Annotated in this window: 21 protein-coding genes; 12 read left to right on the forward strand and 9 right to left on the reverse strand. The window is 71.8% G+C overall.

Annotation, left to right across the window (positions count from 1 at the left end; all coding sequences use genetic code 11):
* Positions 1-445: 445 nt before the first annotated feature.
* Genes BM424_RS21975 through BM424_RS21995 form a run of 5 tightly spaced genes read right to left on the reverse strand, consistent with a single transcriptional unit; the run spans position 446 to position 6,612 of the window.
* Positions 446-1,081 carry an aspartate/glutamate racemase family protein gene (locus BM424_RS21975; protein ID WP_093421225.1) on the reverse strand — a complete coding sequence of 212 codons (636 nt, stop codon included), beginning with the start codon at positions 1,079-1,081 and terminating at the stop codon, positions 446-448.
* A gap of 8 nt (positions 1,082-1,089) precedes the next feature.
* On the reverse strand, positions 1,090-2,442 hold the full coding sequence (locus tag BM424_RS21980) for an MmgE/PrpD family protein (protein WP_245776033.1): 1,353 nt from the start codon (positions 2,440-2,442) through the stop codon (positions 1,090-1,092).
* The gene (locus tag BM424_RS21985; RefSeq protein WP_217649793.1) at positions 2,439-3,719 is read right to left on the reverse strand and encodes an MFS transporter; all 1,281 of its coding nucleotides are present in this window, start codon (positions 3,717-3,719) and stop codon (positions 2,439-2,441) included. The genes BM424_RS21980 and BM424_RS21985 overlap by 4 nt, the downstream gene beginning before the upstream one ends.
* Positions 3,720-3,763: 44 nt before the next feature.
* Positions 3,764-5,233: a dihydroorotase gene (locus BM424_RS21990; protein WP_093421230.1), complete on the reverse strand. Its 1,470-nt coding sequence runs from the start codon at positions 5,231-5,233 to the stop codon at positions 3,764-3,766.
* Positions 5,230-6,612, reverse strand: a complete 1,383-nt coding sequence (locus BM424_RS21995) for an FAD-dependent oxidoreductase (RefSeq protein ID WP_175548207.1) — start codon at positions 6,610-6,612, stop codon at positions 5,230-5,232. Before BM424_RS21995 ends, BM424_RS21990 begins: the two co-directional genes overlap by 4 nt.
* Positions 6,613-6,805: 193 nt before the next feature.
* Here BM424_RS21995 and BM424_RS22000 point away from each other — a divergent pair, with 193 nt between their 5' ends.
* From BM424_RS22000 to BM424_RS22020, 5 genes are read left to right on the forward strand one after another with little or no spacing between them, the layout of a single operon-like run.
* A complete protein-coding gene (locus tag BM424_RS22000) occupies positions 6,806-7,603 on the forward strand; it encodes an IclR family transcriptional regulator (RefSeq protein WP_093421233.1) in 798 nt (265 codons plus the stop codon).
* Positions 7,600-8,796 carry a CaiB/BaiF CoA transferase family protein gene (locus BM424_RS22005; protein ID WP_093421235.1) on the forward strand — a complete coding sequence of 399 codons (1,197 nt, stop codon included), beginning with the start codon at positions 7,600-7,602 and terminating at the stop codon, positions 8,794-8,796. The genes BM424_RS22000 and BM424_RS22005 overlap by 4 nt, the downstream gene beginning before the upstream one ends.
* Entirely contained in the window at positions 8,793-9,671 is an 879-nt protein-coding gene (locus BM424_RS22010; protein WP_245776034.1) for an HpcH/HpaI aldolase/citrate lyase family protein, read from the forward strand. Before BM424_RS22005 ends, BM424_RS22010 begins: the two co-directional genes overlap by 4 nt.
* Positions 9,668-10,495, forward strand: a complete 828-nt coding sequence (locus BM424_RS22015; protein WP_245776035.1) for a cyclase family protein — start codon at positions 9,668-9,670, stop codon at positions 10,493-10,495. Before BM424_RS22010 ends, BM424_RS22015 begins: the two co-directional genes overlap by 4 nt.
* A complete protein-coding gene (locus tag BM424_RS22020) occupies positions 10,492-11,895 on the forward strand; it encodes an MmgE/PrpD family protein (RefSeq protein WP_093421238.1) in 1,404 nt (467 codons plus the stop codon). The genes BM424_RS22015 and BM424_RS22020 overlap by 4 nt, the downstream gene beginning before the upstream one ends.
* A gap of 296 nt (positions 11,896-12,191) precedes the next feature.
* Here BM424_RS22020 and BM424_RS22025 read toward each other — a convergent pair whose 3' ends face one another.
* Positions 12,192-12,809 (reverse strand): mycothiol-dependent nitroreductase Rv2466c family protein, encoded by a 618-nt coding sequence (locus BM424_RS22025; RefSeq protein ID WP_093421240.1) that lies wholly within the window; start codon positions 12,807-12,809, stop codon positions 12,192-12,194.
* A 232-nt stretch (positions 12,810-13,041) separates the two neighbouring features.
* Between BM424_RS22025 and pepN the strand changes: the two genes are divergently transcribed.
* Entirely contained in the window at positions 13,042-15,615 is a 2,574-nt protein-coding gene (gene pepN, locus BM424_RS22030; RefSeq protein ID WP_093421243.1) for an aminopeptidase N, read from the forward strand.
* A gap of 256 nt (positions 15,616-15,871) precedes the next feature.
* Here pepN and BM424_RS22035 read toward each other — a convergent pair whose 3' ends face one another.
* Both BM424_RS22035 and ctaJ read right to left on the reverse strand, forming a co-directional pair.
* Complete coding sequence (locus tag BM424_RS22035; protein ID WP_093421245.1) at positions 15,872-16,360, reverse strand: DUF5130 family protein; 489 nt, start codon at positions 16,358-16,360, stop codon at positions 15,872-15,874.
* The gene (gene ctaJ / locus BM424_RS22040; protein WP_093421247.1) at positions 16,347-16,604 is read right to left on the reverse strand and encodes an aa3-type cytochrome oxidase subunit CtaJ; all 258 of its coding nucleotides are present in this window, start codon (positions 16,602-16,604) and stop codon (positions 16,347-16,349) included. The genes BM424_RS22035 and ctaJ overlap by 14 nt, the downstream gene beginning before the upstream one ends.
* 410 nt (positions 16,605-17,014) lie before the next feature.
* Between ctaJ and BM424_RS22045 the strand changes: the two genes are divergently transcribed.
* A complete protein-coding gene (locus BM424_RS22045; RefSeq protein ID WP_175548208.1) occupies positions 17,015-17,353 on the forward strand; it encodes a hypothetical protein in 339 nt (112 codons plus the stop codon).
* Between the two features lie 33 nt (positions 17,354-17,386).
* Here BM424_RS22045 and BM424_RS22050 read toward each other — a convergent pair whose 3' ends face one another.
* Positions 17,387-18,028, reverse strand: coding sequence for an HNH endonuclease (locus tag BM424_RS22050; protein WP_245776036.1), 642 nt, complete (start codon positions 18,026-18,028; stop codon positions 17,387-17,389).
* Between the two features lie 278 nt (positions 18,029-18,306).
* Between BM424_RS22050 and BM424_RS22055 the strand changes: the two genes are divergently transcribed.
* The 5 genes from BM424_RS22055 to BM424_RS29765 all read left to right on the forward strand — a co-directional run bounded on the left by BM424_RS22055 (position 18,307) and on the right by BM424_RS29765 (position 24,757).
* Entirely contained in the window at positions 18,307-20,415 is a 2,109-nt protein-coding gene (locus tag BM424_RS22055; RefSeq protein ID WP_093421248.1) for a prolyl oligopeptidase family serine peptidase, read from the forward strand.
* A gap of 134 nt (positions 20,416-20,549) precedes the next feature.
* Positions 20,550-21,533 carry a mechanosensitive ion channel family protein gene (locus BM424_RS22060; RefSeq protein WP_093421250.1) on the forward strand — a complete coding sequence of 328 codons (984 nt, stop codon included), beginning with the start codon at positions 20,550-20,552 and terminating at the stop codon, positions 21,531-21,533.
* Between the two features lie 346 nt (positions 21,534-21,879).
* Complete coding sequence (locus tag BM424_RS22065) at positions 21,880-22,272, forward strand: globin (protein WP_175548209.1); 393 nt, start codon at positions 21,880-21,882, stop codon at positions 22,270-22,272.
* A gap of 35 nt (positions 22,273-22,307) precedes the next feature.
* Positions 22,308-23,369, forward strand: a complete 1,062-nt coding sequence (locus BM424_RS22070) for an alpha-amylase family glycosyl hydrolase (protein WP_093421402.1) — start codon at positions 22,308-22,310, stop codon at positions 23,367-23,369.
* An 89-nt stretch (positions 23,370-23,458) separates the two neighbouring features.
* Positions 23,459-24,757 (forward strand): heparan-alpha-glucosaminide N-acetyltransferase domain-containing protein, encoded by a 1,299-nt coding sequence (locus BM424_RS29765; protein ID WP_093421252.1) that lies wholly within the window; start codon positions 23,459-23,461, stop codon positions 24,755-24,757.
* Positions 24,758-24,884: the final 127 nt, after the last annotated feature.

The raw sequence follows: 24,884 nt of genomic DNA on the forward strand, positions 1-24,884 counted from the left end.
GTCGGGACAATTTTCATGAAAACTGTCACTCCACCCACACGACGGAACCCCAAAATCCCAGCTCAACCACGTCGAGACCCTGGAGCCCCCTCCACAGAGAGACCCCGAGGGGTCGGACAGTTTTCATGAAAACTGTCACCACCCCCACGGGGTTCTTCGGGAGCGCTTCGCGGGGTCGGGTTGCTTGCGTGCGGAGTGACAATTTCTCCTGAAATTGGCTGCGTTTCGTGGTTTTCTTGCGTGGTGCGGTCTGCCAATTTCAGAAGAAATTGCCACTGCCTTGCGAAACGTATCCGTAGTGGGTCGCTTCTACCAAAGCTTGGGTCGTCTTGGTCGCGTTCCTTTCGAAACGTATCCGTAGTGGGTCGCGTCTACCAAGGCTTGGGTCGTCTTGGTCGCGTTCCTTTCGGAACGCGTTCTGGAACTGTCCCCCGGCGGGTCGTGGTCAGCGGGGTTGCAACGCCGCGAGGACGGCGAGGGCGGTGCGGATGGGGTCGAGAACTAGGGGGAGGTTCGGGTCTTGGGTGGTCGTGTCTACTGCTGAGCAGCCGTTGACCACCGCTGTCACGCCGGCGTCGCGGGCGGTGAGCAGGGCTGGGCGCATCGCGGTGGCCCAGCGGTCCGGGTCGGTGATGTCCTCCACCTCCAGGTCCAGGACGTGGACCTCGTGGAACGCCGAGTCCCAGCCGTAGGCGGTGATGCGGTCGCGGAGTTCGGCCGCGATCGCCGCGTTGCGGGTGATCGCGCCGACCCGGTGCCCGGCGGCGACGGCGGCGCCCACGGTCAGGCGCAGCAGGCCGAGGGCCGGTTTCCCGCCGAGCGCGCCGCCGTCGGCGGGGACCGCGGGGTCCAGGACGCAGTCCGGGAGGACCGCGTCGCACTCCGGTGCCGCGGAAAGCGCTGCGGCGACCAGCTTCTCGGAGCGGCGGACGTCGTCGGCGGTGTTGAGCGCGCGGGGCCCGTCGGGCAGGTCGGTCAGGACGATCTCGACGCCCGCCGGGGACAGCGAGTCGTAGCGGGCCTGGCGGCGGGCCACTTCGGCCGGACCGACGGTGATCGGGGTGACGGCGTGGACCAGCATGTTCCTCCTCATCGAGCGCCCAGCGCGGAACCGAGGGCGCGCAGGGTCTTCCCCGCGTCCGGGGCGTCCGGCAGCTCCGCGACGTGGTCGCGGATGGCCGCGACGGCCGCCGGGTCGCCCAGCAGATCGCCCAGGACCCGGATGCGGTCGTCGGCGGTGAAGGGCTGGAACGCGGCGTCTCCCACCGGGTTCGGGCGTTCGGCGACGTGCCTGCCCCGGTTCGAGGTGACCGTGACGCGGACCGGGCGTTCGTCCGGCAGCCGGGCGTCGAGGTCGGCCGCCGGGCGGATCACGACGCGGTGCGCGAGATCCGCCGTGGCCGGGTCGGCCAGGGCGTCGGCGGACAGGTCGGCCGGGACGACGTGGCCCCGGCGCAGGGCGGTGGCCACCACGAACGGCAGCGAGAACATCGCGGCCAGCGGTGTCGGCCAGCTCGCGCGGTCGAGCTGCGCGCCCAGCGAGTGGATCTCCACCAGGACCTGCGCCGTTGCCTCGTCGACCTGGTCGCGCAGGGACAGGGCCGCGTCGATGGCGGCGTGGGTGAACGAGCACGAGGAGTGCTGCTTGAAGTAGCCGCCGAGCACTTCCCAGCGCTCCCCCACCCCGTCGACGAGCGCCGCCGGGTCGAGGGTGCCGAGCAGGTCGCCGAGGGCGTGCGCGGCGATGCCCGTCGGGTGCCCGGTGCCGGTCGCGGCGAGCCGGGCGGCGACCAGACCGGATTGGTTGGCGGCGCCGATCCAGGTGTCGCGCACCGGGTTTCCGTCCAGGGCGGCCGAGAACGGCCCGGCGATCGGCATCCCGCTCGCCGCGTCGATCGCGGCCGTCGCGCCCGGCGCGTCGAGGCCCAGGACCCGGGCGCAGCCCGCCCCGGCGCCCGCGACGCCCCAGTTGCCGTGCGGATGGGTGCCCGGGCGCAGGCTGGTGGCGCGGCCGAAGCGGGCGGCGACCTCGTAGGCCGCGAGCAGCGCGGCGCACAGCTCCGCACCCGGCGTCCCGCGCGAGGCCAGGGCCAGCACGGCCGGGAACCCGTGCGCCGCCGGGTGTCCCCCGGCCAGCCGGTGCCCGTCGTCGAGCTCCAGCCGGACCGCTGCGGTGGCGTTGAGCCACGCCGCCGCGTCCACCGCCGCGGTGCGGCCGGTGCCGAACAGCGGCGCCGGGCCGTCCGGCGCGTCCCACGCCTCGGCGAGCGCGCGCTGCGCGGGTTCGCGCGAGCCGAGCGCGGTCACCGCCAGCGCGTCGACCAGGACCGTCAGCAGCCGCTCCCGGACCTCGGCCGGGGCGTCGGACCAGCGCAGCCGGGCCACCCACTCGCCCAGCTCGCCGACCGCGCCCCGGACCGCCTCCTGCTGCTCCACCGTCACGCCTCCACCGCGGCGGGCGCGGTGCTGGAGGTCGCGGTGCGCTCGCGCGGCACCAGCAGCATCAGCAGCGCACCGACCACGGCCAGACCGGCCATGACGACGAAACCGCTGGTGAAGCTGCCCGTGCTGGACACGATGAAGCCCATGACCGACGGCGCCACGATCCCGGCGGCGGCGAAGGCCGCGTCGGCGAACCCGGCCGCGCTGCCCGGCTGGTCCGGGGCCGCGTCGATCGAGGCCACCCACCAGATCCCGCCGGTGATGAAGCCGAAGCCCACACCCGCCGAGATCGAGATCAGCGCGACCGTCAGGGTCGGGGCGATCGCCAGCGGCACCAGCGAACAGCCCGCCAGCAGCAGCGCCACGCCCATCACCGCGAACCGGCTGCGGATCTTCGGGCTGCGCCGGTAGACGCGGTCCACGACCACGCCGCCGACCAGCGCACCGACGATGCCGCACGCCCACGGGGCGATCGAGAACGCGCCCGCCTGCTTCACGCTGAGCCCGTAGGCACCGGACAGGAACGACGGCAGCCAGTACATGAAGCCCCAGAACATGAAGCCCCACGCGAAGTAGCCGCCCGCGACGACCCACAGGTTCCGGTTGGTCAGCAGCGGACGCCACCGCACCTTCGCCCGGCCGCCGGTGGCCTCGGTCTCCTGGTCGGCGGCGATGAGCGCGCGCTCGGCGTCGTCGAGCCGCGGCGACTCGTCCGGCAGGTCGCGCAGCAGCCACATCGCCAGGACCGCCCACACCACGCCGAGGATCGCCAGCGTCCAGAACATGCCCTGCCAGCCGACGAGGTCCATCAGGCGGGTCAGCAGCGGGCCGGAGATCAGCAGGCTGCCCGAGACCGCGACGCCGCCGCACAGCGCCAGCGCCACCCCGCGTTCGCGGATCGGCAGCCAGCGGCTCACCGTCCGGGTCGCGGCCGGGAACGCCGGCGACTCGCCGACGCCGAGCAGCAGCCGGATCACCAGCAGGCCCGCGAACGAGCCCGCGACCGGGATCAGCGCCGTGGTGATCGAGAACAGCGCGACGGCGGTCAGCAGCACCCGCTGGCAGCCGAAGCGGTCCACCAGCGGCCCGGACAGGAACGCCGCGACCATGTAGCCGACGGAGAAGACCGAGCTGATGATCCCGTACTGGGCGGTGGTGATGCCGAACGCCTGCTCCAGCGGTTCGACCGCGTAGGACACCGCGCTGCGGTCGATGTAGTTGATGACGATGAGGCTGACGATCAGCCCCAGGGTCACGAAGCGGAACCGTGTTCTCATGGTGGGTTTCCTCGCGTCCGGACTGGTTTCACGGGTGAGGTCGCTCATCGGCGGCCCGTCGGCCGGTGCAGGTAGCTGCCGCGCGGCTCGCCCAGGACCTGGCCCTGGTCGAAGATCCGCTGCCCGCGCAGGAACGTGGTCTCCACGGTCGCGCCGATCTCCATGCCGCGGAACGGCGTGTACTCCTGGGTGGATTCGGAGTCGGCCGGGTCGACCACGAACGAGCGGTCCGGGTCGACCAGGGCGATGTCGGCGTCGAACCCGGGCGCGATGTCGCCCTTGGTGGGCAGGCCGAGGCGCCGGGCGGGGTTGGTGGAGGTGAGCTCGGCGACGGCCGACATCGACAGGCCGCGCTTGCGGCCCTCGCCGACCAGGCCCGGCAGCAGGTACTCAGTGCCGCCGAACCCGGACTTGGCGGCGAACACGTCGTCGTGGTCCTCGCCGAACTTGCGCTCCTCGCGGCAGCAGGCGTGGTCGGAGACGACCCAGCTGACGTCCCCGGCGAGCAGGTGCTCCCACAGCTTCTCGACGTCGGCCCTGGGGCGCAGCGGCGGGTTGACCTTGCCGCCGACGCCGTCGGCGGTGGTGACGTCGGCGAGCAGGTGGCCGATGGTGACCTCGCGCCGGAAGTCGACGTGCGGGAAGGTCTTGGCCATCAGCATCGCCGCCTCCATCGCCTTGCCCGACGACAGGTGCAGCAGGTTGATGGTCGGCAGGCCGGTCTCGTGCGCGAGGTAGGAGGCGATGGTGACCGCCAGGCCCTCGGAGTGCGGCGGGCGCGAGGCGCTGTAGGCCTCCAGGCCGGACAGCTCGCCCTCCTCCTCGACCAGCCGCGTGTAGGCGGTCATGATCTCGGCGGTCTCGCAGTGCAGCGACAGCGAGATCTGGTCGGCGATGTCCGGGTTGGCCTCGCGGGCGGCCTGGATGCCGCGCATGACGAACTCGAAGTGGGCGATGTCGTAGCGCTCGCCCTCGGGGATCATCAGGAAGTCGCTCTGGTCGGTGGAGCGGCCGTGCAGCCCGTGGCTGCCGTAGAACATGAAGATCTTGAACGAGGTCACGCCGTGGTCGCGCACCAGCGAGGGGATCTCGTCGATGTGCGAGGCCTGCATGGGCGCGAGGTGGAAGGCGTAGTCCACGTAGGACCGTCCCTCGGCCGCGCCGAGCACCTCCGGGAACACCTCGGAGTAGGGGCCGCCGCGGTTGAGGTAGTACTGGCCGGTGCGCATGTAGGTCAGCGAGGTCGTCACGCCGCCCTGCGCGCACGCCCGGCTCTCGGTCTCGGTGTCGTCGGACAGCGGGTTGTAGATGCCCCAGTGCTGGTGGGCGTCGACGACGCCGGGGAAGGCGAGCCTGCCGCGTCCCTCGTGGACGGTCGTGCCCTCCGGAACGTCCAGCCCCGCACCGACTTCGGTGATGACGCCGCCGGTGACGGCGATGTCGGCGGCGACGGGCTCCGCACCGCCGGGGCGGACGACGCGGACGTCGCGGATGATCAGATCGGGCTTGCTCATCGGGCACCTTCCGGAGTTGGGGTGGCGGACAGCGACCGGGCGAGGTGCCCGGCGGCGAGGTAGGAGAGGCCCAGCGCGGGGAGCAGGCCGTTGCCTGCCAGGTAGCCGGCCGCGCCGTGGCCGGAGATGCCGGCGGCGGCGCCACCGGCGGCGTAGAGGCCGGGGATCGGGTCGCCGGTGGTGTCGAGGACGCGGGCGTGCTCGTCGACCAGCAGCCCGCCCTGGGTGTGGAACAGCGCCGGGATGATCTCCACGGCGCGGAACGGCGCGCGCAGCGGTGTCGCGGTCGTGCGGCCGAACCGGTCGGCCTCCCCCGCTTCCACCTGCGCCAACGCGGCGATCTCGGCTTCCAGCGGCGCGGCGGGCACGCCGATGGCCGCCGCGAGTTCGGGCAGCGAGTCCGCGCTGCGCACCGCGCCCGCGGCGAGGACGTCCTGGTAGTCGCCGAAGGCGCGGCACAGGCCGTCGATGCGCTCGTCGAACACCAGCCAGCCGCGTCCGCCCGGCCGGGCCGCGAGGGTGGCGGCGTACTCGGAGTAGCCGGTGGTCTCGTCGCCGAAGCGCTCGCCACCGGAGTCGACGACGGCGCCGCCGTGCATCACCGCCGTCCAGGTCACCAGGGTCTGCGCGGACGCCGACAGGGCGGCGTGGCCCTGGTAGGCGTCGAGGAACCCGGTGGCCGCGCCGAGGTCGGCACCGATGCGCAGCGCGTCACCCCGGGAGTGCTCGCCGCCGTGGTAGTGCGCGCCCGCGATCTCGGGCAGGTGCTGCGCGACCAGCTCGCGGTCGGCGCCGTAACCGTTGGTGGCCAGCAGGACCGCGCGGGCGCTGATCTCCTCGCGCCCGCCGTCGGGGGTCTCGACCACGGCGATCCGGCCGCCGTCGCGCGCGTCCACGCCGGTCAGCCGCGCGGGAACCATCAGGTCGATGCGCTCGCTGCGCTCCACCGCCTCCAGCAGGTGGCGCAGCAGCGAGGAGCCGTGCCTGCCGGGCACGCTGTGCACCCGGGGCGCGGAGTGCCCGGGGTAGCCGAAGTCGGTGGGCAGCTCGATCGGCATCCCGACGTGGTCGGCGAGCCATTCCACGAGTTCGGCCCCGGCGTGGGCCAGCGCGGCGGCGATCCGCGGGTCGGCGGTGCCGCCGGTCTTGCGCGCGATGTCGGCGATGAACCGCTCCGGGGAGTCCTCGATCCCCGCCTGAGCCTGAAAACGCGATCCGGGCCCGGGAATCATCGCGGTCGACATCGAGGTGTTGTTGCCGCGCCGGAAGTTCGGATCGGAGTCCACCACGAGCACGTCGAGCCCCAGCTCGGCTGCGCGGATCGCGGCGGTCAGGCCGCCACCGGCGCCCGCGACCACCAGGTCCACGTCGAACGTCATCGTTCCTCCTCATCCCGACCGACGGATGCCGTTCCGCTGAGAGAAACAGGCGTCCCGGCCGTTCGGTGAGGTCGATAACACCAGGCAGCCTGGATAAGTGCAAGAGTCGCGATGTAAATTCCTTGACACGAACGACGATCCCCAACATTCTTGTTCCGTCCAGCGGTACGTATCTGACGACGAGGAGAATCGCGTGGCGGAGTCGAGCGGCGGCACCGGAGCCACCGAACGGGTGGCCGACGTCCTGCTGTTGTTCACCGACGGACCACCCACTCTCGGCGTCAGCCAGGTGGCCCGCGAACTGGACCTGTCCAAGGCCGTCGTGCACCGCATCCTGCAGTCGCTGACCAGCAGGAACCTCATCGCCTACGACCCGGAGACCCGCGAGTACCGGCTCGGGCCCGCCGCCGCGGCGCTGGGCAGCCGGGCGCTGCGCGACTCCGACCTGCGCGCGGCGGCCCTGCCGTTCCTGGCCGAGCTGCGCGACAAGCTGCACGAGACCGTCACCATCAGCGCCAAGGTGCACGGCGGCCGCGTCTACCTCGACCAGGTCGTCGGCACCCACGAGATCACCATGTCGGTCGAGCTCGGCAAGCGGTTCCCGCTGCACGCGGGCTCCTCCGGCAAGTGCGTGCTCGCCCACTGCGACCCCGACGAGATCGACCGGCTGCTCTCCGGCGACCTCCTCGCGCTCACCCCCAACACCCCGACCGACCCGGACGAGCTGCGCGCCGAGCTCGCCCGCATCCGCGAGCGCGGCTACGCGGCCTCCGCCGGTGAGCGCCAGGGCGACGCCGGCTCGGTCGCGGTGGCCGTGTTCGGCCCGGTCGGCGTCGTCGGCGCGGTGTCGGTGTGCGGCCCGCGCTTCCGCGTGACCGAGGAGTTCGTCGCCGCCACCGCCCCGCAGCTGATCGAGACCGCCGACCGGATCACCGCTCGACTCGGCGGCACCGCACCCGCGCGGGCCGCCACCACCGGAAGGACGACATGAGCCACGACCACCCGGCCGCGCTGGGGGGCCTGAAGGTCCTCGACGCCTCCACCCTGTTCGCCGGCCCGCTGGCCGCCACGCTGCTCGGCGACCACGGCGCCGACGTCATCAAGATCGAGCACCCGCGCGGCGACCCCGCCCGCACCCACGGCGCCCAGAAGGACGGCGTCGGCCTCTGGTGGAAGATGCTGGCCCGCAACAAGCGCGCCATCACCCTGGTGCTGTCCACCCCGCGCGGACGGGAGCTGTTCCTCGACCTCGCCGCCGACGCCGACGTGGTCATCGAGAACTTCCGGCCCGGAACCCTGGAGCGCTGGGGACTCGGCTGGGAGGAGCTGTCGGCCCGCAACCCCCGCCTGGTGCTGGCGCGGGTCACCGGCTTCGGCCAGACCGGGCCGTACTCCAGCCGCCCCGGGTTCGGGACGCTGGCCGAGGCGATGAGCGGGTTCGCCGCCATGACCGGCGAACCCGACGGCCCGCCCACCCTGCCGCCGTTCGGACTCGCCGACGGCGTGGCCGCGCTGACCACCGCGTTCGCCATCATGACCGCGCTGCGCGCCCGCGAGACCACCGGCCGCGGGCAGGTCGTGGACACCGCGATCATCGAACCGCTGCTGCACCTGCTCGGCCCCGGCCTCATCGCCTACGACCAGCTCGGCGTGCTGCAGCCGCGCACCGGCAACCGCTCCACCAACAACGCGCCGCGCAACACCTACCAGTGCGCCGACGGCCAGTGGGTGGCCGTGTCCACCAGCGCCCACTCCATCGCCGAGCGCGTGATGCGGCTGGTCGGGGCGCCCGAGCTGATCGACGAGCCCTGGTTCGCCAGCGGCGCGAGCCGGGCCGAGCACGTCGAGGAGCTCGACGCCGCCGTCGGTTCCTGGATCGCCGCCCGCAACCGCGACGAGGTCGTCGCGGCCTTCGAGAAGGCCGAAGCCGCCGTCGCTCCGATCTACACCGCCGCCGACGTGCTCGCCGACCCGCACTTCAACGCCCTCGGCAGCATCCTGACCCTCGACGACGAGGAGCTGGGGCCGGTCCGGTTCCAGAACACCCCGTTCCGGCTGTCGGACACGCCCAGCGAGGTGCGCACCACCGGGCCGCGGCTGGGCGCGCACACCGCCGAGGTCCTCGGCGAGCTCGGGGTCGACGCCGAGGAGCTGGAAAGCCTTCGCGCGCAGGGGGTTCTGTGACCACCATCGGCCTGGCCCGCAGCTGGCTCTACGTCCCCGCGCACCGCGCCGACCTCGTCGCCAAGGCCCTCGACGGCCCGGCCGACGCGGTCGTGCTCGACCTGGAGGACGCGGTGCCGCCCGCGCACAAGGACCAGGCCCGCGACGTCGCCGTGCGGACCTGCCGGTCCCGGCCGGACCGGGTGTGGGTCCGCGTCAACGGGTCGGGCACCCCCTGGTCGGAGGCGGACGCGACGGCGCTGATCGGCAGCGGTGCGGCGGGAATTCGAGTCCCCAAGGCCGAATCCCCGTCCGCTGTCGCGGATCTCGCGGAGCGGACCGGGCTGCCGCTGCACCTGCTGATCGAGAGCGCCGCCGGGCTGCGCGCGGCGTTCGAACTCGCCGAGTGCCACCCGCTGGTCGCCTGCGCCTCCCCCGGCGAGACCGACCTGGCCGCCGACCTGCGGATCCGCGACCGGCGCGAGCTCGCCTGGGCCCGCGCCCGGATCGTGACCGCCAACCGCGCCGCCGGGCTGCCCAGCCCCGTCGCCAGCGTCTGGACCGACCTGTCCGACCCGGACGGGCTCGCCGAGGACAGCGCCGCGCTGCGCGACGCCGGGTTCTTCGGCCGCTCGGTGATCCACCCGGGGCAGATCGACCCCGTGCACCAGGCCTTCACCCCGGACCGCGACGAGGTCGAGCGAGCCCGCGCGCTGCTCGACGCGCTCGACGTCGCGGGCGACTCCGCGGCGTGGGTCGACGACCGGGGGCGCTTCGTCGACCCGGCCGTCGTCGCCGGCGCCCGCTGGGTGACCGAGCTCGCCGACGCGCTCGGCGGCTTCCCGCACGATCACGACGAACCGGCCGGTGCCCGGCCGGGAAGGAGCACCTCGTGACCACCACTTCCGCAGGACCCGACCTGCTCGGCGCCGTCCGGGCCGGGACCCGGGTCATCGAGCTCGGCCACCCGCTCTACACCGGCATGGCCGGATCCCCGAACCACCCCGGTTTCCGGATGACGCTGGAGCGCCGCCACGGCGACGCGATCCGCCCCGACGGCGGCTCGGCCTCCAACGAGGTCATCGTCACCGGCGGGCACACCGGCACCCACGTCGACGCGCTCGCCCACGTCAGCCACGACGGGCTGCTGCACGGCGGGGTCGACGCCGCCGAGTCCCAGCGCGGCGGCAAGCACACCGTGCACGGCGCCGAGACCATCCCGCCGATGGTGACCCGGGGCGTGTTCCTCGACGTCGCCGCGGTGCACGGCGTCGACGTGCTCGAACCCGGCTACGGCGTCACCGCCGACGACCTCGCCCGCGCCGCCGGGCGCGCCGGGGCCGAACCCGGCGAGGGCGACGTCGCGGTGGTGCGCACCGGCTGGGGACGGCTGTTCGGCGACGCGCAGGCCTACGTCGGCAAGGAGACCGGGGTTCCCGGCATGACCGTCGACGCCGCGCACTGGCTGGCCGAGCGCAAGATCGTCGCCACCGGCACCGACACCACCGCCTACGAGCAGATCCCGGCCGGTGCCGGGCACCGCGTGCTCCCGGTGCACCGGGTGCTGCTGGTCGAGCACGGCATCCACATCGTCGAGCACATGGCCTGCGAGGACGCGGCCGAGGCCGGGATCGGCGAGTTCCTGGCCGTGTTCGCCCCGCTGCGCATCGTCGGCGCCACCGGCGCCCCGGTCCGCCCGCTGGCGGTGGTCCCGGCATGACCACCCCCGCGCAGCGCATCGGCGAGGTCGGCGCCCGGCTGGCCACCGAGGGCGTCGACGACGTCCTGGCCGACGACCTGGTCCGGCGCATCATCGACGTCGTCGGCAACTCGCTGGCCGCCACCCGCGAGGAACCCGCCCGCATCGCCGGTGCCGTGGCCACCGAGTGGGGCGGCGCCCCGCAGGCCACCGCGATCGGCCTGGCGCAACGACTTCCGGCCCCGTCGGCGGCGCTGGTCAACGGAACCCTCGCGCACAGCCTGGATTTCGACGACACGCACCTGCCGTCGGTGCTGCACCCCTCGGCCGCCGTCGTCCCCGCCGCGCTCGCCACCGCCGAGCGCACCGGCGCTGGCGGCCGGGCGCTGCTGGCCGCCGCCGCGATGGGCATCGAGGTGACCTGCCGCCTCGGGATGGCCGGCTACGACGAGGACCTCGGCAACTCGGTGTTCTTCGAGCACGGCCAGCACGCGACGGCGATCTGCGGCGCGGTCGGCGCGGCCGTGGCCTCCGGGATGCTGCAGGGCCTCGACGCCGAGCAGCTGACCTCGGTCATCGGCATCGCCGCGAGCATGGGCGCCGGGGTCATCGAGGCCAACCGCACCGGCGGCACGATCAAGCGGGTGCACTGCGGCTGGGCCGCGCACGCGGGCGTGGCCGCCGCCGACCTCGCCCGGCACGGCCTGACCGGGCCGCCCACGGTCGTCGAGGGACGGTTCGGGTTCCTGCGCGCCTTCTGCGGCGAGCGGACCCACCCGGAGCGCGTCACCGAGGACCTCGGCGAGCGGTGGGAGACCACCGGCGTGTTCTTCAAGCCCTACCCGTGCAACCACTTCACGCACGCGGGCGTGGACGCGGCGCTGCGGCTGCGCGAGCGCGGCATCACCGCCGAGCGGGTCCGGGAGCTGACGCTCGGGGTTCCGGCCCCGGTGCTGCGGACCATCGCCGAGCCCGCCGAGGAGAAGCGACGGCCCCGCTCCGGCTACCACGCGGCCTTCTCCGGGCCCTACACCGTGGCGGCGGCGCTGATCGGCGGCGGCGGGCTGGGCGTGTTCCACGAGGACTTCACCGACGCCGCCGCGGCCGACCCGGCGCGGCTGGACCTGGCGGGCCGGGTGCGGGTCGTGGCCGATGAGGAGGCCACGGCCGGGTTCCCGCGCCAGTTCCCGGCGGTGCTCACCGCCGAGCTCGCCGACGGCACGACGGTGACCGAGCGGATCCGCGAGAACCGGGGCGGCCCGCAGCGGCCCCTGTCGGCCGACGAGCTCGCCGCCAAGTTCACCGGCAACGCCGAACGCGCGGTGGAACCGGACCGAGCCGCCGAGATCGTCAACGCGCTCTGGGACCTCCGCCAGAATCGTCCCGTCACCGAAGTGATGTCCGAAGTGCACACCCGCTGACAGCGCCCACCCGGACAGCGCACCCCCGCTGACCGCGTTCCCAGAGTCCGGCCCCGTCCCCCGACCGGGGCCGGACTCCGCGGACACCCGAGAACCGTGATGACCGGGAAAAACCCGCCCGCACCCGTTCTCGCAGCTCAACCCCACCCTCTGGGAAAAATCCGGTAAACACCGGAACTTTCCCACCCGAGCCGGATCCCGCCGTGTTCACCGGGTCAAATCCTGCGGTATTCGACCGGTCAAAACCTGCGGTATTCGACCCGACAAAACCTGCGGTATTTGACCGGGGTGGCCGATCAGTAGTCGAACTGGGGGGCTTCGGTGCGGCTGCGCTTGAGCTCGAAGAAGTACGGGTAGCTGGCCATGGCGACCGCGCCGTCGAAGATCTTGCCGGCCTCCTCGCCCTTCGGGACACGGGTGATCACCGGGCCGAAGAAGGCGACGCCGTCGACGTGCAGCGTCGGCGTGCCGACCTCGTCGCCGACCGGGTCCATGCCCTGGTGGTGGCTGGTCCGCAGCTCCTCGTCGTACTCGGTGCTGTGCGCGGCCTGCGCGAGCTCGGCGGGCAGGCCGACCTCGGCCAGCGCGCCCTCGATCGCCTCGTCGAAGTCCTTGATCCCCTGGTCGTGGATGCGCTGGCCCAGCGCCGTGTACAGCGGGGACAGGACCTCGTCGCCGTGGTGCTTGGCCGCGGCGATGCACACCCGCACCGGTCCCCAGCCGCGCTCCATCAGGTCCAGGTACTGCTCGGGCAGGTCGCGGCCCTCGTTGAGGACCGACAGGCTCATCACCCGGAAGCTCAGGTCCATGTCGCGGACCTTCTCGACCTCCAGGATCCAGCGCGAGGAGACCCAGGCGAACGGGCACAGCGGGTCGAAGTAGAAGTCCACCTTGGGGCGGGCAGCGGTGGTCATCCGTGCCTCCATCAGTCGAAGTCGGGCAGGTGCCTGGGCGCGGCACCACGTCGCGGGGCAGTGGCCCCGGAGTAGTAACCCCGCCGCGGCCGATTGTCTTCCCGACCCCGCCGACACGCCGATGATCGCGGAGGTGCGTGCCCGGGAGCGCGACTCCGGCCGGACGTGATTTGATGCCTGCGCCGGGCATCCACACCGGCCAGGAACGTCCCTACGAACTACGAGGTGATCCGTGGCACCGCCGAACCTCACCCGCGAACAGGCCGAGCAGCGCGCCGCGTTGCTGGAGGTCCAGTCCTATGTGATCGAACTGGACCTCTCCGCCGGCGCGGGCGGTGTGGAAGTGGAGACCTTCGGGTCCACCACCACGGTTCGCTTCCGCAGCAACCAGCCCGGCGCCGACACCTGGATCGACCTGGTGGCCGACGAGGTGCGCAGCGCGGTGCTCAACGGTGTCGAGCTCGACGTCTCCGACTACGACGAGTCCACCGGCATCCGCCTGCCCGGCCTGGCCGCCGAGAACGAACTCGTGGTGCACGCCGACTGCGCCTACACCAACACCGGCGAAGGACTGCACCGCTTCATCGACCCCGTCGACGGAGCGGTCTACCTGTACAGCCAGTTCGAGACCGCCGACGCGAAGCGGATGTTCACCTGCTTCGACCAGCCCGACCTGAAGGCCACCTACCAGATCACGGTCGACGCCCCGGCCGACTGGAAGGTCATCTCCAACGCCGCCGGTGAGATCACCGAGACGGCCTCGGGCAAGCGCCACGTCTTCGACACCACCAAGCCGATGTCGACCTACCTGGTCGCGCTCGTCGCCGGTCCCTACGCCGAGTGGCGCGACGAGTTCCCCGGCGAGGACGGCCAGGACCCGATCCCGCTGGGCATCTACTGCCGCGCCTCGCTGGCCGAGCACCTCGACGCCGAGCGGCTGTTCACCGAGACCAAGCAGGGATTCGGCTTCTACCACAAGGCCTTCGGCGTCCCCTACCCGTTCGGCAAGTACGACCAGTGCTTCGTGCCGGAGTTCAACGCGGGCGCCATGGAGAACGCCGGGTGCGTGACGTTCCTGGAGGACTACGTCTTCCGGTCGAAGGTCACCGGCTACCTCTACGAGCGCCGCGCCGAGACCGTGCTGCACGAGATGGCGCACATGTGGTTCGGCGACCTGGTCACCATGCGCTGGTGGAACGACCTGTGGCTCAACGAGTCGTTCGCGACCTGGGCCAGCGTCCTCGCGCAGGTCGGCGCCACCGAGTACGACGCGGCGTGGACGACCTTCGCCAGCGTCGAGAAGTCCTGGGCCTACCGCCAGGACCAGCTGCCCTCGACGCACCCGGTCGCCGCCGACATCCCGGACCTGCAGGCCGTGGAGGTCAACTTCGACGGCATCACCTACGCCAAGGGCGCCTCGGTGCTCAAGCAGCTGGTGGCCTACGTGGGTCTGGAGAACTTCCTGGCCGGGCTGCGGGTCTACTTCGACCGGCACGCGTGGAGCAACGCCACCCTCGACGACCTGCTCAAGGCGCTCGAGGAGGCTTCCGGCCGCGACCTGTCCTGGTGGAGCGCGCAGTGGCTGGAGACCACCGGTCTGAACATGCTGCGTCCGCGCTTCAGCACCGATGACGAGGGCCGGTTCACCCAGTTCTCGGTGGTGCAGAACGGCGCCCGGCCGGGTGCCGGTGAGCTGCGCACGCACCGCCTGGCGATCGGCATCTACGACGACGAGAACGGCAAGCTGGTGCGCAGGCACCGCGTCGAGCTCGACGTGTCCGGCGAGGTCACCGAGGTCCCGGACCTGGTCGGCGTGCACCGCGGCAAGCTGGTGCTGGTCAACGACGACGACCTGACCTACTGCTCGCTGCGCTTCGACCCCGAGTCGCTGGCCACCCTGGTGGACCGGATCGGCGACATCGACGAGTCGCTGCCGCGCGCGCTGTGCTGGTCGACGGCGTGGGAGATGACCCGCGAGGCCGAGCTCAAGGCCCGCGACTTCGTGAACCTGGTGCTGGGCGCCTCGGCCGAGGCCGGCATCGGCGCGGAGAGCCAGATCGGCGTCGTGCAGCGGGTGCTGCTGCAGACCCAGACCGCGCTGAACTCGTACGCGGACCCGTCCTGGCAGGCCGAGGGCTGGCGCCGGTTCAGCTCGCGGCTGTTCGAGCTGGCCCGCGCCGCCGAGCCGGGTTCGGACCACCAGCTGGCGTTCGTGAACTCGCTGACCGGGTCGGTGCTCGCCGACGAGCAGGTCGCCGAGCTGCGCGGCTGGCTGGACGGCTCGGCCCCGCTGCCGGGCCTGACGGTCGACACCGATCTGCGCTGGGGTCTGCTGCAGGCGCTGGTCGCGCACGGCGCGGCCGGTGAGGCGGAGATCGACGCCGAGCTGGAGGCCGACCAGACCGCGACCGGCCGCCGTCGCGCCGAGCGGGCCCGCGCCCTCATCCCGACCGCGGAGTCGAAGGAGAAGGCCTGGCAGCGCGCGGTGCACGACGACCAGCTGCCGAACGCGGTCAGCGACGCGATCATCGCCGGGTTCCAGCACCCGGCCCAGCGCGAGCTGCTGGCGCCGTACGTGCAGCGGTACTTCGAGTCGATCGACGAGGTCTGGTCGCGGCGTTCCAGCGAGCGGGCTCAGCCGACGGTGATCGGGTTGTTCCCGTCCTGGGCGGTCACCGACGAGACCGTCGCGGCGGCCGACGCGTGGCTGGCGGGCGACCGCCCGGCGGCCCTGCGCCGCCTGGTCTCCGAGGGCCGCGCGGGCATCGTCCGCGCCCTCGCCGCCCGCGAGTTCGACCGCTCCTGACCCCGCGGGGTGGGGAGGTTTTCATGAAAACCTCCCCACCCCCACCACGACGAAGTTTTCATGAAAACCTCCCTCCCCCACGAGAGGTGAGGTCACCTCGAGAACCCTCCGACCTCGGAGGACTCGGGAGGTGGGGAAGTTTTCATGAAAACCTCCCGTTCTCGGGGTGGGGGAAGTTCTCATGAAAACTTTCCCGACCTCCGGGCACTGAAAAGCCGCCTCGGTCGTAACCGGGGCGGCTTGTTCGTGTCTGCGATCAGTGGTGCGCCGGGGACTTGAACGAGGTGCCCGCCGCGTCGGCGAGCATCCGGACGGCGCTGACCAGACCGTCGATGATCTCGTCCTCCTTGAAGGAGGCGACCATGCTCATGGCGGCCAGCTGGCAGCTGCGGTCCTGGATGCGCCGGTGCGCCTCCTCGCCGGTGACGATCTCGAACTTGCGCTGACCGGGCGAGACCGCGATCAGCACGCCGTCGGCCGCCTGGTCGCCGAGGTTGGCGTGCAGCTCCTCGGCCTGCTTGCGGGAGTCCTCGCCGAGGTCACCGAGGTAGACGGCGAACTCCAGGCCGGTGCTGCGGCTGGCCACCGCCATCGCCTCGTCGAGGCGGGCGAGCTCGCTCGCGCTGAACGGCAGTCGCGGCCGCTCCGGCTCGACGCGGCGCGCCACGGAGAGGCGGCCGGTCGCCATCCGCGCTTCGCCGGTGCCGAGCTCACCGGTCTCCGCGGTCATCTCACCACTTGCCACTTGCGCCTCCCCGAGCCGTGACGGGCCGTGCGTCGTCCGGCACGTCCTCACCTTCGCCGTCCGCCGGCACCGCGGCGTTCACGCCCTGCGGGTGGGCAGACCAGAACACCGGAGCGAAGTCCCAGTCCTCCCCCGCGCGGTAGCGCACGCGGGACAGCTTGGGCCACATCGCGATGAGCACGATCACGCCGTAGATGGCCGCTGGGATCACCGCCAGGACCAGCACACTCTCCAGAGCAGTCACGCCCAGTACGGTAGCCGATCGACGCGCTTTCGTGTGCGCGTCCTCGTGAGTGGCTCGATCTCGTTGCTGCGACGGGCGATGCGCCCATCCGGCAATTCACCCGAAGCTCCGAGCTGTCGCCGCGATCGTCCGGATCTCGCCACCGAGCGTGACGGTCATGATCATCCGATTCCGGACGAGCCGGAACGTCCCCGACCGCCCTTCGCCGCGTCGATCAAGTGATGCGAATCATGGTCATTAACTCGTTCGGAGCAGCGCCTGCGGCCGAATGGAGTCGAGCCGGACGGGGGCAGTTCGCGGCAGGTTGGCGGCTTGTTCCTGCCGGTTCCCGATCATAGTTTTTCACCTGTATGGGTCTTGCATATTTGATCACATGCGTTCAGAGCACCCTATGTATTCGGGAGGCCCCCATGTCGCTCATCGAGACCGCCACTCAGCGCAGTGAACTCACCCTTTCGATGATCGACCAACCGCTCGTTGATCACGGAGTGCGCATCAGCAGCCGCCGCGACGGAGTCCGCATCAGCGGCCTCGACGACGGCGTGCGGATCAGCGGCAAGCGCGACGGGGTCCGCATCAGCGGACGGCGGGACGGCGTCCGGATCAGCGGACGGCACGACGGCGTGCGCATCAGCGGTCACGACGACGGCGTGCGGATCAGCGGCAAGCGCGACGGGGTCCGCATCAGCGGCCGCCGGGACGGGGTGCGCATCAGCGGGCGCGCCCGGGACGGCGTGCGGATCAGCTGACCCGGCACGTCCCGGACGCGCCCACCGGCGAGATCACGCCGCCGACTCCCCCAGGTACGGCAACCACAGCGGGTCGGTCTCGGACAGGCCCGCCAGCAACCGCCAGTGCCTGCCGCGCGGGGCCTGCGGGGCCGTCGGCAACCTCCAGCCCAGCTCAGCGAGGGTCTTGTCGGCCTTGCGGTGGTTGCACTTGGTGCAGCAGGCGACGCAGTTCTCCCACGTGTGCGGCCCCCCGCGACTGCGCGGCAGAACATGATCTATCGTTTCCGCTCGTGCGCCGCAGTAGACGCACCGGTGGTTGTCCCGGAGCATCAACGCGGCCCGGGTCAGCGGGACCCGGCCGCGGTACGGCACGCGCACGAAGGTGCTCAGCCTGATCACGGACGGGATCTCGACCTCGGCGCTCGCGGAGTGCAGGGTCATCCCGGCCGAGTCGCCGTGGACCACCTCGGCCTTGCCGCAGACGACCATCACGATGGCGCGTCGCAGCGGGAGCGCGGTGAGCGGTTCGAAGGTCGTGTTGAGCAGCAGCACCCGGCGTTTGCGCCACGACGTGGCGTGGCCGGGAGGCCGATCCGGTGGCCCGGAGCCTCGGCTCGTCGGGCACAGCGGGGCTCGCGACGCGAGGCCGGAGGCCTTCAGCGCCGGTTGTCGGATCGGTTGTCGGTCTGGCACGCGACCACCTCCACCGGTGTCGGCCAAAGTTCAGCACAGAACCAGGTCCGAACGCACGTGTGATTCGCCACGCCACGCCGCCGAGAGGACTCCACCTGCCGTTCTCGCAGGTGAGAGGCCTTCCCCGCGATCACGTCCGCCGTCGTCCGCCTCGTCGGCGCCACGTTCCCGATTGTCGATCACCGAAGCCGGAACCGCGTTGATCAGCTCGGGTGAATCACCCTCCGAGGTCCGCCGGGCCCCTCCCGCGCCCCGTCCCGGCACGTATCGTCGCGCTCGTGACCGACGTTCAAGCGCACCTGAGCTATCCGACCACCGCCCGCGAGGACATCGTGGAGACCCTCCACGGCCGCGAGGTGGCCGATCCGTACCGGTGGCTGGAGGACGCCTCCGCGCCGGCGACCGAGGCGTGGTCGGCGGCTCAGGACGAGCTGGCCCGCACCTGGCTGGACGCGCTGCCGGGCCGCGAGGCGGTGGCCGAGCGGCTGCGCTCGCTGCTGGCGACCGGATCGGTGGGCGCGCCGCTGTGGCGCAGCGGGCGGGCGTTCTTCACCCGCCGCGAACCCGGCCAGGAGTTCAGCGTGCTGCACGTCCGGGAGGCCGACGGCACCGAGCGGGTGCTGCTCGACGTCACCGAGCTCGACCCGTCCGGGCTGACCACGCTCGACAGCTGGGTGCCGAGCCTGGAGGGCGACCTGCTCGCCTACCAGATCTCGGTGGGCGGCGACGAGGAGTCGCTGCTGCACGTCATCGACGTGGCCACCGGTGAGCTGGTCGAGGGCCCGATCGACCGCTGCCGCTACTCGACGATCTCCTGGCTGCCGGGCGGGCGGGAGTTCTTCTACGTCCGCCGCCTGCACCCCGATCTGGTGCCCGACGGCGAGGAGCAGTTCCACCGCCGCGTGTGGCGCCACCGGGTGGGCACCGATCCCGAGCAGGACGTGCTGGTGCACGGCGAGGGCCTGGACCACACCTTCTACTACGGCACGCACGTGTCGCGGGACGGCCGCTGGCTGATCATCGAGGGCAGCATGGGCACCGCCCGCCGCGACTCGGTGTGGATCGCCGACCTCTCCGACGGCGCCGAGGAACCGGCGCTGCGGCAGATCGTGGACACCACCGACGGCTACCGGGTGGCCGCGTGGGTGGAGCGCGACGGCCGGATGTACGTGATGACCACCGACACCGCGCCGCGCTGGCGGCTGTGCGTGGCCGACCCGGCCCACCCGGAACCGGAGAACTGGACGGAGCTGATCGCCGAGGAACCGGATTCGGTGCTGGAGGCGGTCCGCTACTTCGACGGCGACGACCCGCGGCTGGTGGTGCTGCGCACCCGGCACGCGGTGTCGGAGCTGGCGCTGCACGACCCGGCCACCGGCGAGCGCGTCGCAGAGATCCCGCTGCCCGGAACGGGCCAGATCACCGCGCTGACCACGGTCGACTCGGCCACCGAGGGGCACCGCGACCAGCTGTGGATCGGCTGGACCGACTTCGCGACCCCGCCGTGCGTGCACGTCTACGACCGCGGCACCGGCGAGGTGGCGCTGGAGTCGGCCGCGCCGGGCACCGCCGAGCTGCCGCCGGTGCACACCCGGCAGGTCACCTACCGCTCGGCCGACGGCACCGAGGTGCGGATGTTCGTGCTGGCGCCGGTCGCCGAGCCGGACCGCCCGCGCCCGGTGTTCCTCACCGGCTACGGCGGCTTCTCGCTGTCCCGCGAGCCCGGCTACATGCCGTCGGCGCTGGCCTGGGTGGCGGCGGGCGGCGTGTGGGCGCTGCCGTCGCTGCGCGGCGGCGGCGAGGAGGGCGAGGAGTGGCACGTCGCCGGGATGCGCGAGCAGAAGCAGCACACCTTCGACGACTTCCACGCCGCCGCCGAGCACTTGATCGAGGTGGGCTGGACGACCTCGGAACAGCTGGCGATCTCGGGCGGCTCCAACGGCGGTCTGCTGGTGGGCGCGGCGCTGACGCAGCGGCCGGGGCTGTACCGGGCGGTGGTGTGCTCGGCTCCGCTGCTGGACATGGTGCGCTACGAGCGGTTCCTGCTGGGCCGGACGTGGAACGACGAGTACGGCACGGCCGACGATCCGGAGGAGCTCGGCTGGCTGCTGTCCTACTCGCCGTACCACAACGTGACGGAGAACACGGACTACCCGTCGGTGCTGTTCACGGTCTTCGAGTCGGATTCGCGGGTGGACCCGAATCACGCGCGCAAGATGTGCGCCGCGCTGCAGCACGCCACTGGATCCGATCCGGACAAACGGCCTATTCTGATCCGCCGCGAGACCGAGGTGGGGCACGCGGCGCGCTCGGTGTCCCGTACCGTGGGGTTGACGACCGACCAGCTCGTCTTCCTCGCGGAAGCGACCGGCCTCGCTTGGGACTGAGCCCCGAACTCGGTTCCGGCCGACCGGTTTTCGATCGTCGTGCGCTGCGGGGCGCGCACGAAGTTCGGGCAGGCCGGTGGTCGCGCGTTGCCGCGCACCCGTAGCACGACAGCACGTGGAGATCCCCCGAACCCATGAACCTGCCGCTTTTATCCCAGCCGCCGACGTGCGGTGAATCCGAGCTCTGGTGCCAGGCGGTTTACGACTGGACACAGAACGCGTGGCTGGCCGGCTACGCCGACCTGCTCATCGCCAAGCCGTTGCAGATCCTGCTGGTGCTGGTGATCGCCTTCGTGGTGCGGTGGCTGCTGCACCGGATGATCAACCGCCTGACGCAGGGCAACGGCAAGCCCCCGAAGCTGCTGGCCCCGCTGCGCGAGCGGCGCGGTGACAGCCTCACCAGCGAGCTGCTGACCGAGCGCCGCAGGCAGCGGGCCAAGACGATCGGCTCGGTGCTGAAGTCGCTCGTCTCGTTCGTGATCTACGGCCTGGCCGCGATCTACGTCCTGCAGGTGCTGGGCGTGCAGATCGCCCCGGTGCTGGCCTCGGCCGGTGTGCTGGGCGTCGCGGTCGCCTTCGGCGCCCAGAACCTGGTGCGGGACTTCCTGTCCGGCATGTTCATGATGGTCGAGGACCAGTACGGCGTCGGTGACTCCGTCGACCTCGGCGAGGCCGTGGGCAGCGTCGAGGCGGTGGGCCTGCGGGTCACCACGCTGCGCGACATCAACGGCACCGTCTGGTACGTCCGCAACGGCGAGATCCTGCGGGTCGGCAACTCCTCGCAGGGCTTCGCGGTCGCGGTCGTGGACTTCCCGATCTCGCACTCCTCCGACGTGGAGAAGGCCATCGAGGTCGCGGGCAAGGTCGCCACGGACGCCACCGAGCGCGAGCCGCTGTCCAAGGACGTGCTGGAGCCCCCGCAGATGCTGGGCGTCGACCAGATCACCGCCGACACGGTCACGCTCCGCCTCACCGTCAAGGTCCGCCCGGGCCGCCAGTGGGCGGTGCAGCGCAGGCTGCGGGTCGAGATCAAGCGAGCCTACGACGACTCGGCGATCGAACCCCCGTACCCGCACGGCCGACCACTCCCCCCGAGCACGGTCTCCACGACCAGCTGACCAGCAGGGATCCCCCGAGCCGAACCACCAGGCCGGGGGATCCCGTATTAGTAGCGACAGCACGAGCACCAACAGCAGCACGTCAGGCAACCGGCGAAGCCGGTTCCTCTTTCACCACCTGAGCAACCGGCACCGCCGCGGGTTCTCAGACGTCTTCTGGGGAGGACAGCCGACGTGTCGTGTATTGGCATACATAAGCCTCGGATCCCGGAGCCAGAAGGCGTCTGAGGTTCCGCTACCCGCACCGCCAAGCAGGGTGACCACGGAGTCGTGTCAGTAGAAGCGAGCAGGCACGCACAGCACCTGACCGACCACTGAAACCGCCGCCCCGACCGAACCTGAGAGGATGGAACACGTGACTTCCGTGGAGAGTTTCTACGAGCAGGTCGGCGGCGAACCCACCTTCCACCGCATCGTGTCCCGCTTCTACGAAGAGGTGGCCAAGGACGAGCTGCTGCGCCCGCTCTACCCCGAGGAAGACCTGGGGCCTGCCGAGGAGCGGCTGCGGCTGTTCCTGATGCAGTACTGGGGCGGCCCGCACACCTACTCCGACCAGCGCGGGCATCCTCGGCTTCGGATGCGGCACGCGCCGTTCAAGGTCGGCCCGGCCGAGCGGGACGCCTGGCTGCGCTGCATGCGGCTGGCCGTCGACGAGGCCGGCTTGAAGCCTCAGCACCGCGACCAGCTCTGGCAGTACTTGGAGATGGCCGCCAACAGCATGATGAACTCGTGGTTCTGACCGGCGGACCCGATCTAGGAGCGAAGGACCTGGTGATGCGGCAGGTGGGCACTCAGGACTACCCCGGTGAGAGGCCGTGGTGGTTCGACGCGGTGTGCTACCAGATCGACGTCGGCGCGTTCGCCGACGCCGACGGTGACGGGGTCGGCGACCTCGACGGGATTTGCAGCAGGCTCGGTTATCTGGAGCTGCTGGGCGTCGACGTGATCGTGCTGGCCGGCATCGCCGGTTCCGATCCGGCTTCTCCGTCGTTGGCGAGACTGCTGACGGAGGCGCACGACAACGGGCTGCGGGTGCTGATGGCGATGGACGTGGATCCGGCGCGCGCCGATCCGGGTCCGGTGCTGCGGCCGTGGCTGGATCAGGGCGTGGACGGGTTCCACCTGGCTCCGCGCAACGATCCGGCGGACGCGGTGGCCTCGGTGGTGGCGGAGTACCCGGATCGGATCGTGATCGGCAGCGGGACGGGCAGCTGGCAGCTGCTGTTCGGCCTGGACCTGGCGGTGGCGGGGTTCTCGGCGGAACCGGTGCGCAAGGCGATCACGACGGTGCTGGACTCGGCCGGGCCGCGCCCGGCGTGGGCGATGGCGAGCCGGGACAGCACGCGCATCCGCGATCACGCGGCGTTGACGCCGGTGCGGGCGATGGCGCTGGTGCAGCTGGCGCTGCCGGGGGCGGTGTGCCTGCGGCACGGCGAGGAGCTGGGGCTGCCGGGCACGGAGCGGATCCGGATGCCGTGGGAGGGCCTGATGCGGCCCTTCGGGTTCTCGACGGCGCGGGCGGACTGGTCGTCCATCCCGCACGACTGGGTGCACTTCACGGTCGAGGCGCAGCTGGAGGACGAGGAGTCGACGCTGTCGCTGTACCGGCACGCGCTGGAGATGCGCGCGTCGCATCCGGCGTTCACCGGTGACGAGGTGGAGTGGTTCGGGGCGCCGGAGGACTGCTTCGCGTTCCGCCGGGTCGGCAGCAGCCTGATCTGCGCGTTGAACACCTCGGCGGAGCCGGTGCCGCTGCCTCCGGGCGAGGTGCTGCTGAGCTCGCGGCCGCTGGTGGAGGGCGAGTTGCCGCCGGGCAACGCCGCGTGGCTGGTGTGAGCGGGGCCTCGCGGGCCCGGGCAGGTGCGGGGGCGTCGGCAAGCGGTCGGTAGATTTCCGGTCGGAGTCCCCGAGATCACCTGGATGTCATGACTGCGGTTGCGCCCGAACGGAGTTCACGCCGGGCGCACGCACCTACCTCCGGGAAGGCGTCGCGGCTGGTGGGCGTGGACGTGGCCCGCTTCGTGGCCGTGTTCGGCATGTTCTGCATCCACTTCGGGGTGCCGTTCACCACCGGGTTGCCGGAGGCGTTGACGGCGCAGTTCTTCAGCGGTCGTTCGACGGCGCTGTTCACGCTGCTGGCCGGGGTGTCGCTGGCGCTGATGACGGGGCGCGCGACGCCGCCGTCGGGCCGGGCGCTGCGGGACGCGCGACTGCGGGTGGCGGTGCGGGCGCTGGCGCTGCTGGTGCTCGGTCTGGCGCTGGCGAAGGCCACCGAGGCGACCGGGTTCCTGCTGACGGTGATCATCCCGTTCTACGGCCTGTACTTCCTGCTGGCGGTGCCGTTCCTGCGGTTGCGGGCGCGGGGGCTGGTCGTCGCGGCGGTGGTGAGCGCGGCGGTGGGCCCGCAGCTGTCGTTCGTGCTGCGCGGCTGGATCGCGGCGGACACCCCGATGGCGGGTCTGGTGTCGCTGGTCAACAGCGTCGACCCGGGGCACCTGCTGGCCGACGAGGGCCTGTTCGACCTGCTGCTGCTCGGGTTCTACCCGGCCGCGTCCTACCTGCCGCTGGTGCTGGCGGGCCTGGCCGTGGGCCGGATGGATCTGACGTCGCGGCGGCTGCGGTTGCGGCTGGGCCTGGTGGGGCTGGCGCTGTCGATGGTGGGCTACCAGGTGTCGTTCCTGCTGGTGCCGGTCGGCCCGCCTGCGCCGGTGGAGGGCACGATCCCGGTCGGGCACCCGGAGTGGCTGCTGGCGGCCAACGCGCACAGCGGGACGTCGTTCGAGCTGCTGGGCTCCGGCGGGATCGCGCTGGTCATCCTGGCGCTGTGCTTGGAGCTGGCGGACCGGACGGGCCGCGCGCTGACCCCGCTGGCCAAGGCGGGGTCGATGGCGCTGACGCTGTACGCGGCGCACGCGCTGGCGCTGACCTGGCAGATCGTCACGGGCGGCTGGCCGCTGAGCGGGGTGCCGGAGGACCTGGCGCACCTGGCGAGCTTGGGCCCGGCGCTGCCGGACGACCCGAACCTGCCGTGGTTCCCGCGCGACGGTCACGAGCCGACGGGGCTGACGGCGTTCGTGAACACCTTCATGCCGGAGGTGTTCCTGATCTTCACCTTCGCGTTCACCTACACCTGGCGCCGCTTCTTCCGCCGCGGCCCACTGGAGGCCCTGGTCAGCGACATCGTCCGAACGGTCACCAACCGACACCCAAAACCCACCCCCTAACCGGACCCCTCCCCCGTTCACGGCCCAACCCATCCACAACACGGATTACCGCAGTAATCCGGACCCCGATTACCGCCGGAATCCGTCCACGACACGGATTACCGCCGTAATCGGGTTCCCGAATACC

Origin of the sequence: Saccharopolyspora flava (assembly GCF_900116135.1) — a bacterium.
Lineage (GTDB): Bacteria > Actinomycetota > Actinomycetes > Mycobacteriales > Pseudonocardiaceae > Saccharopolyspora > Saccharopolyspora flava.

Bases quoted from the DNA above. Each gene is read 5' to 3' on its own strand.
- BM424_RS22045 (WP_175548208.1), top strand. From the start codon at position 17,015: ATGTCGCTCATCGAGACCGCCACTCAGCGCAGTGAACTCACCCTTTCG.
- BM424_RS21975 (WP_093421225.1), bottom strand. From the start codon at position 1,081: ATGCTGGTCCACGCCGTCACCCCGATCACCGTCGGTCCGGCCGAAGTG.
- BM424_RS22020 (WP_093421238.1), top strand. From the start codon at position 10,492: ATGACCACCCCCGCGCAGCGCATCGGCGAGGTCGGCGCCCGGCTGGCC.
- BM424_RS21995 (WP_175548207.1), bottom strand. From the start codon at position 6,612: ATGACGTTCGACGTGGACCTGGTGGTCGCGGGCGCCGGTGGCGGCCTG.
- BM424_RS22065 (WP_175548209.1), top strand. From the start codon at position 21,880: ATGGAACACGTGACTTCCGTGGAGAGTTTCTACGAGCAGGTCGGCGGC.
- BM424_RS22005 (WP_093421235.1), top strand. From the start codon at position 7,600: ATGAGCCACGACCACCCGGCCGCGCTGGGGGGCCTGAAGGTCCTCGAC.
- BM424_RS22025 (WP_093421240.1), bottom strand. From the start codon at position 12,809: ATGACCACCGCTGCCCGCCCCAAGGTGGACTTCTACTTCGACCCGCTG.
- BM424_RS21990 (WP_093421230.1), bottom strand. From the start codon at position 5,233: ATGAGCAAGCCCGATCTGATCATCCGCGACGTCCGCGTCGTCCGCCCC.
- BM424_RS21985 (WP_217649793.1), bottom strand. From the start codon at position 3,719: ATGAGAACACGGTTCCGCTTCGTGACCCTGGGGCTGATCGTCAGCCTC.
- BM424_RS22060 (WP_093421250.1), top strand. From the start codon at position 20,550: ATGAACCTGCCGCTTTTATCCCAGCCGCCGACGTGCGGTGAATCCGAG.
- BM424_RS29765 (WP_093421252.1), top strand. From the start codon at position 23,459: ATGACTGCGGTTGCGCCCGAACGGAGTTCACGCCGGGCGCACGCACCT.
- BM424_RS22070 (WP_093421402.1), top strand. From the start codon at position 22,308: ATGCGGCAGGTGGGCACTCAGGACTACCCCGGTGAGAGGCCGTGGTGG.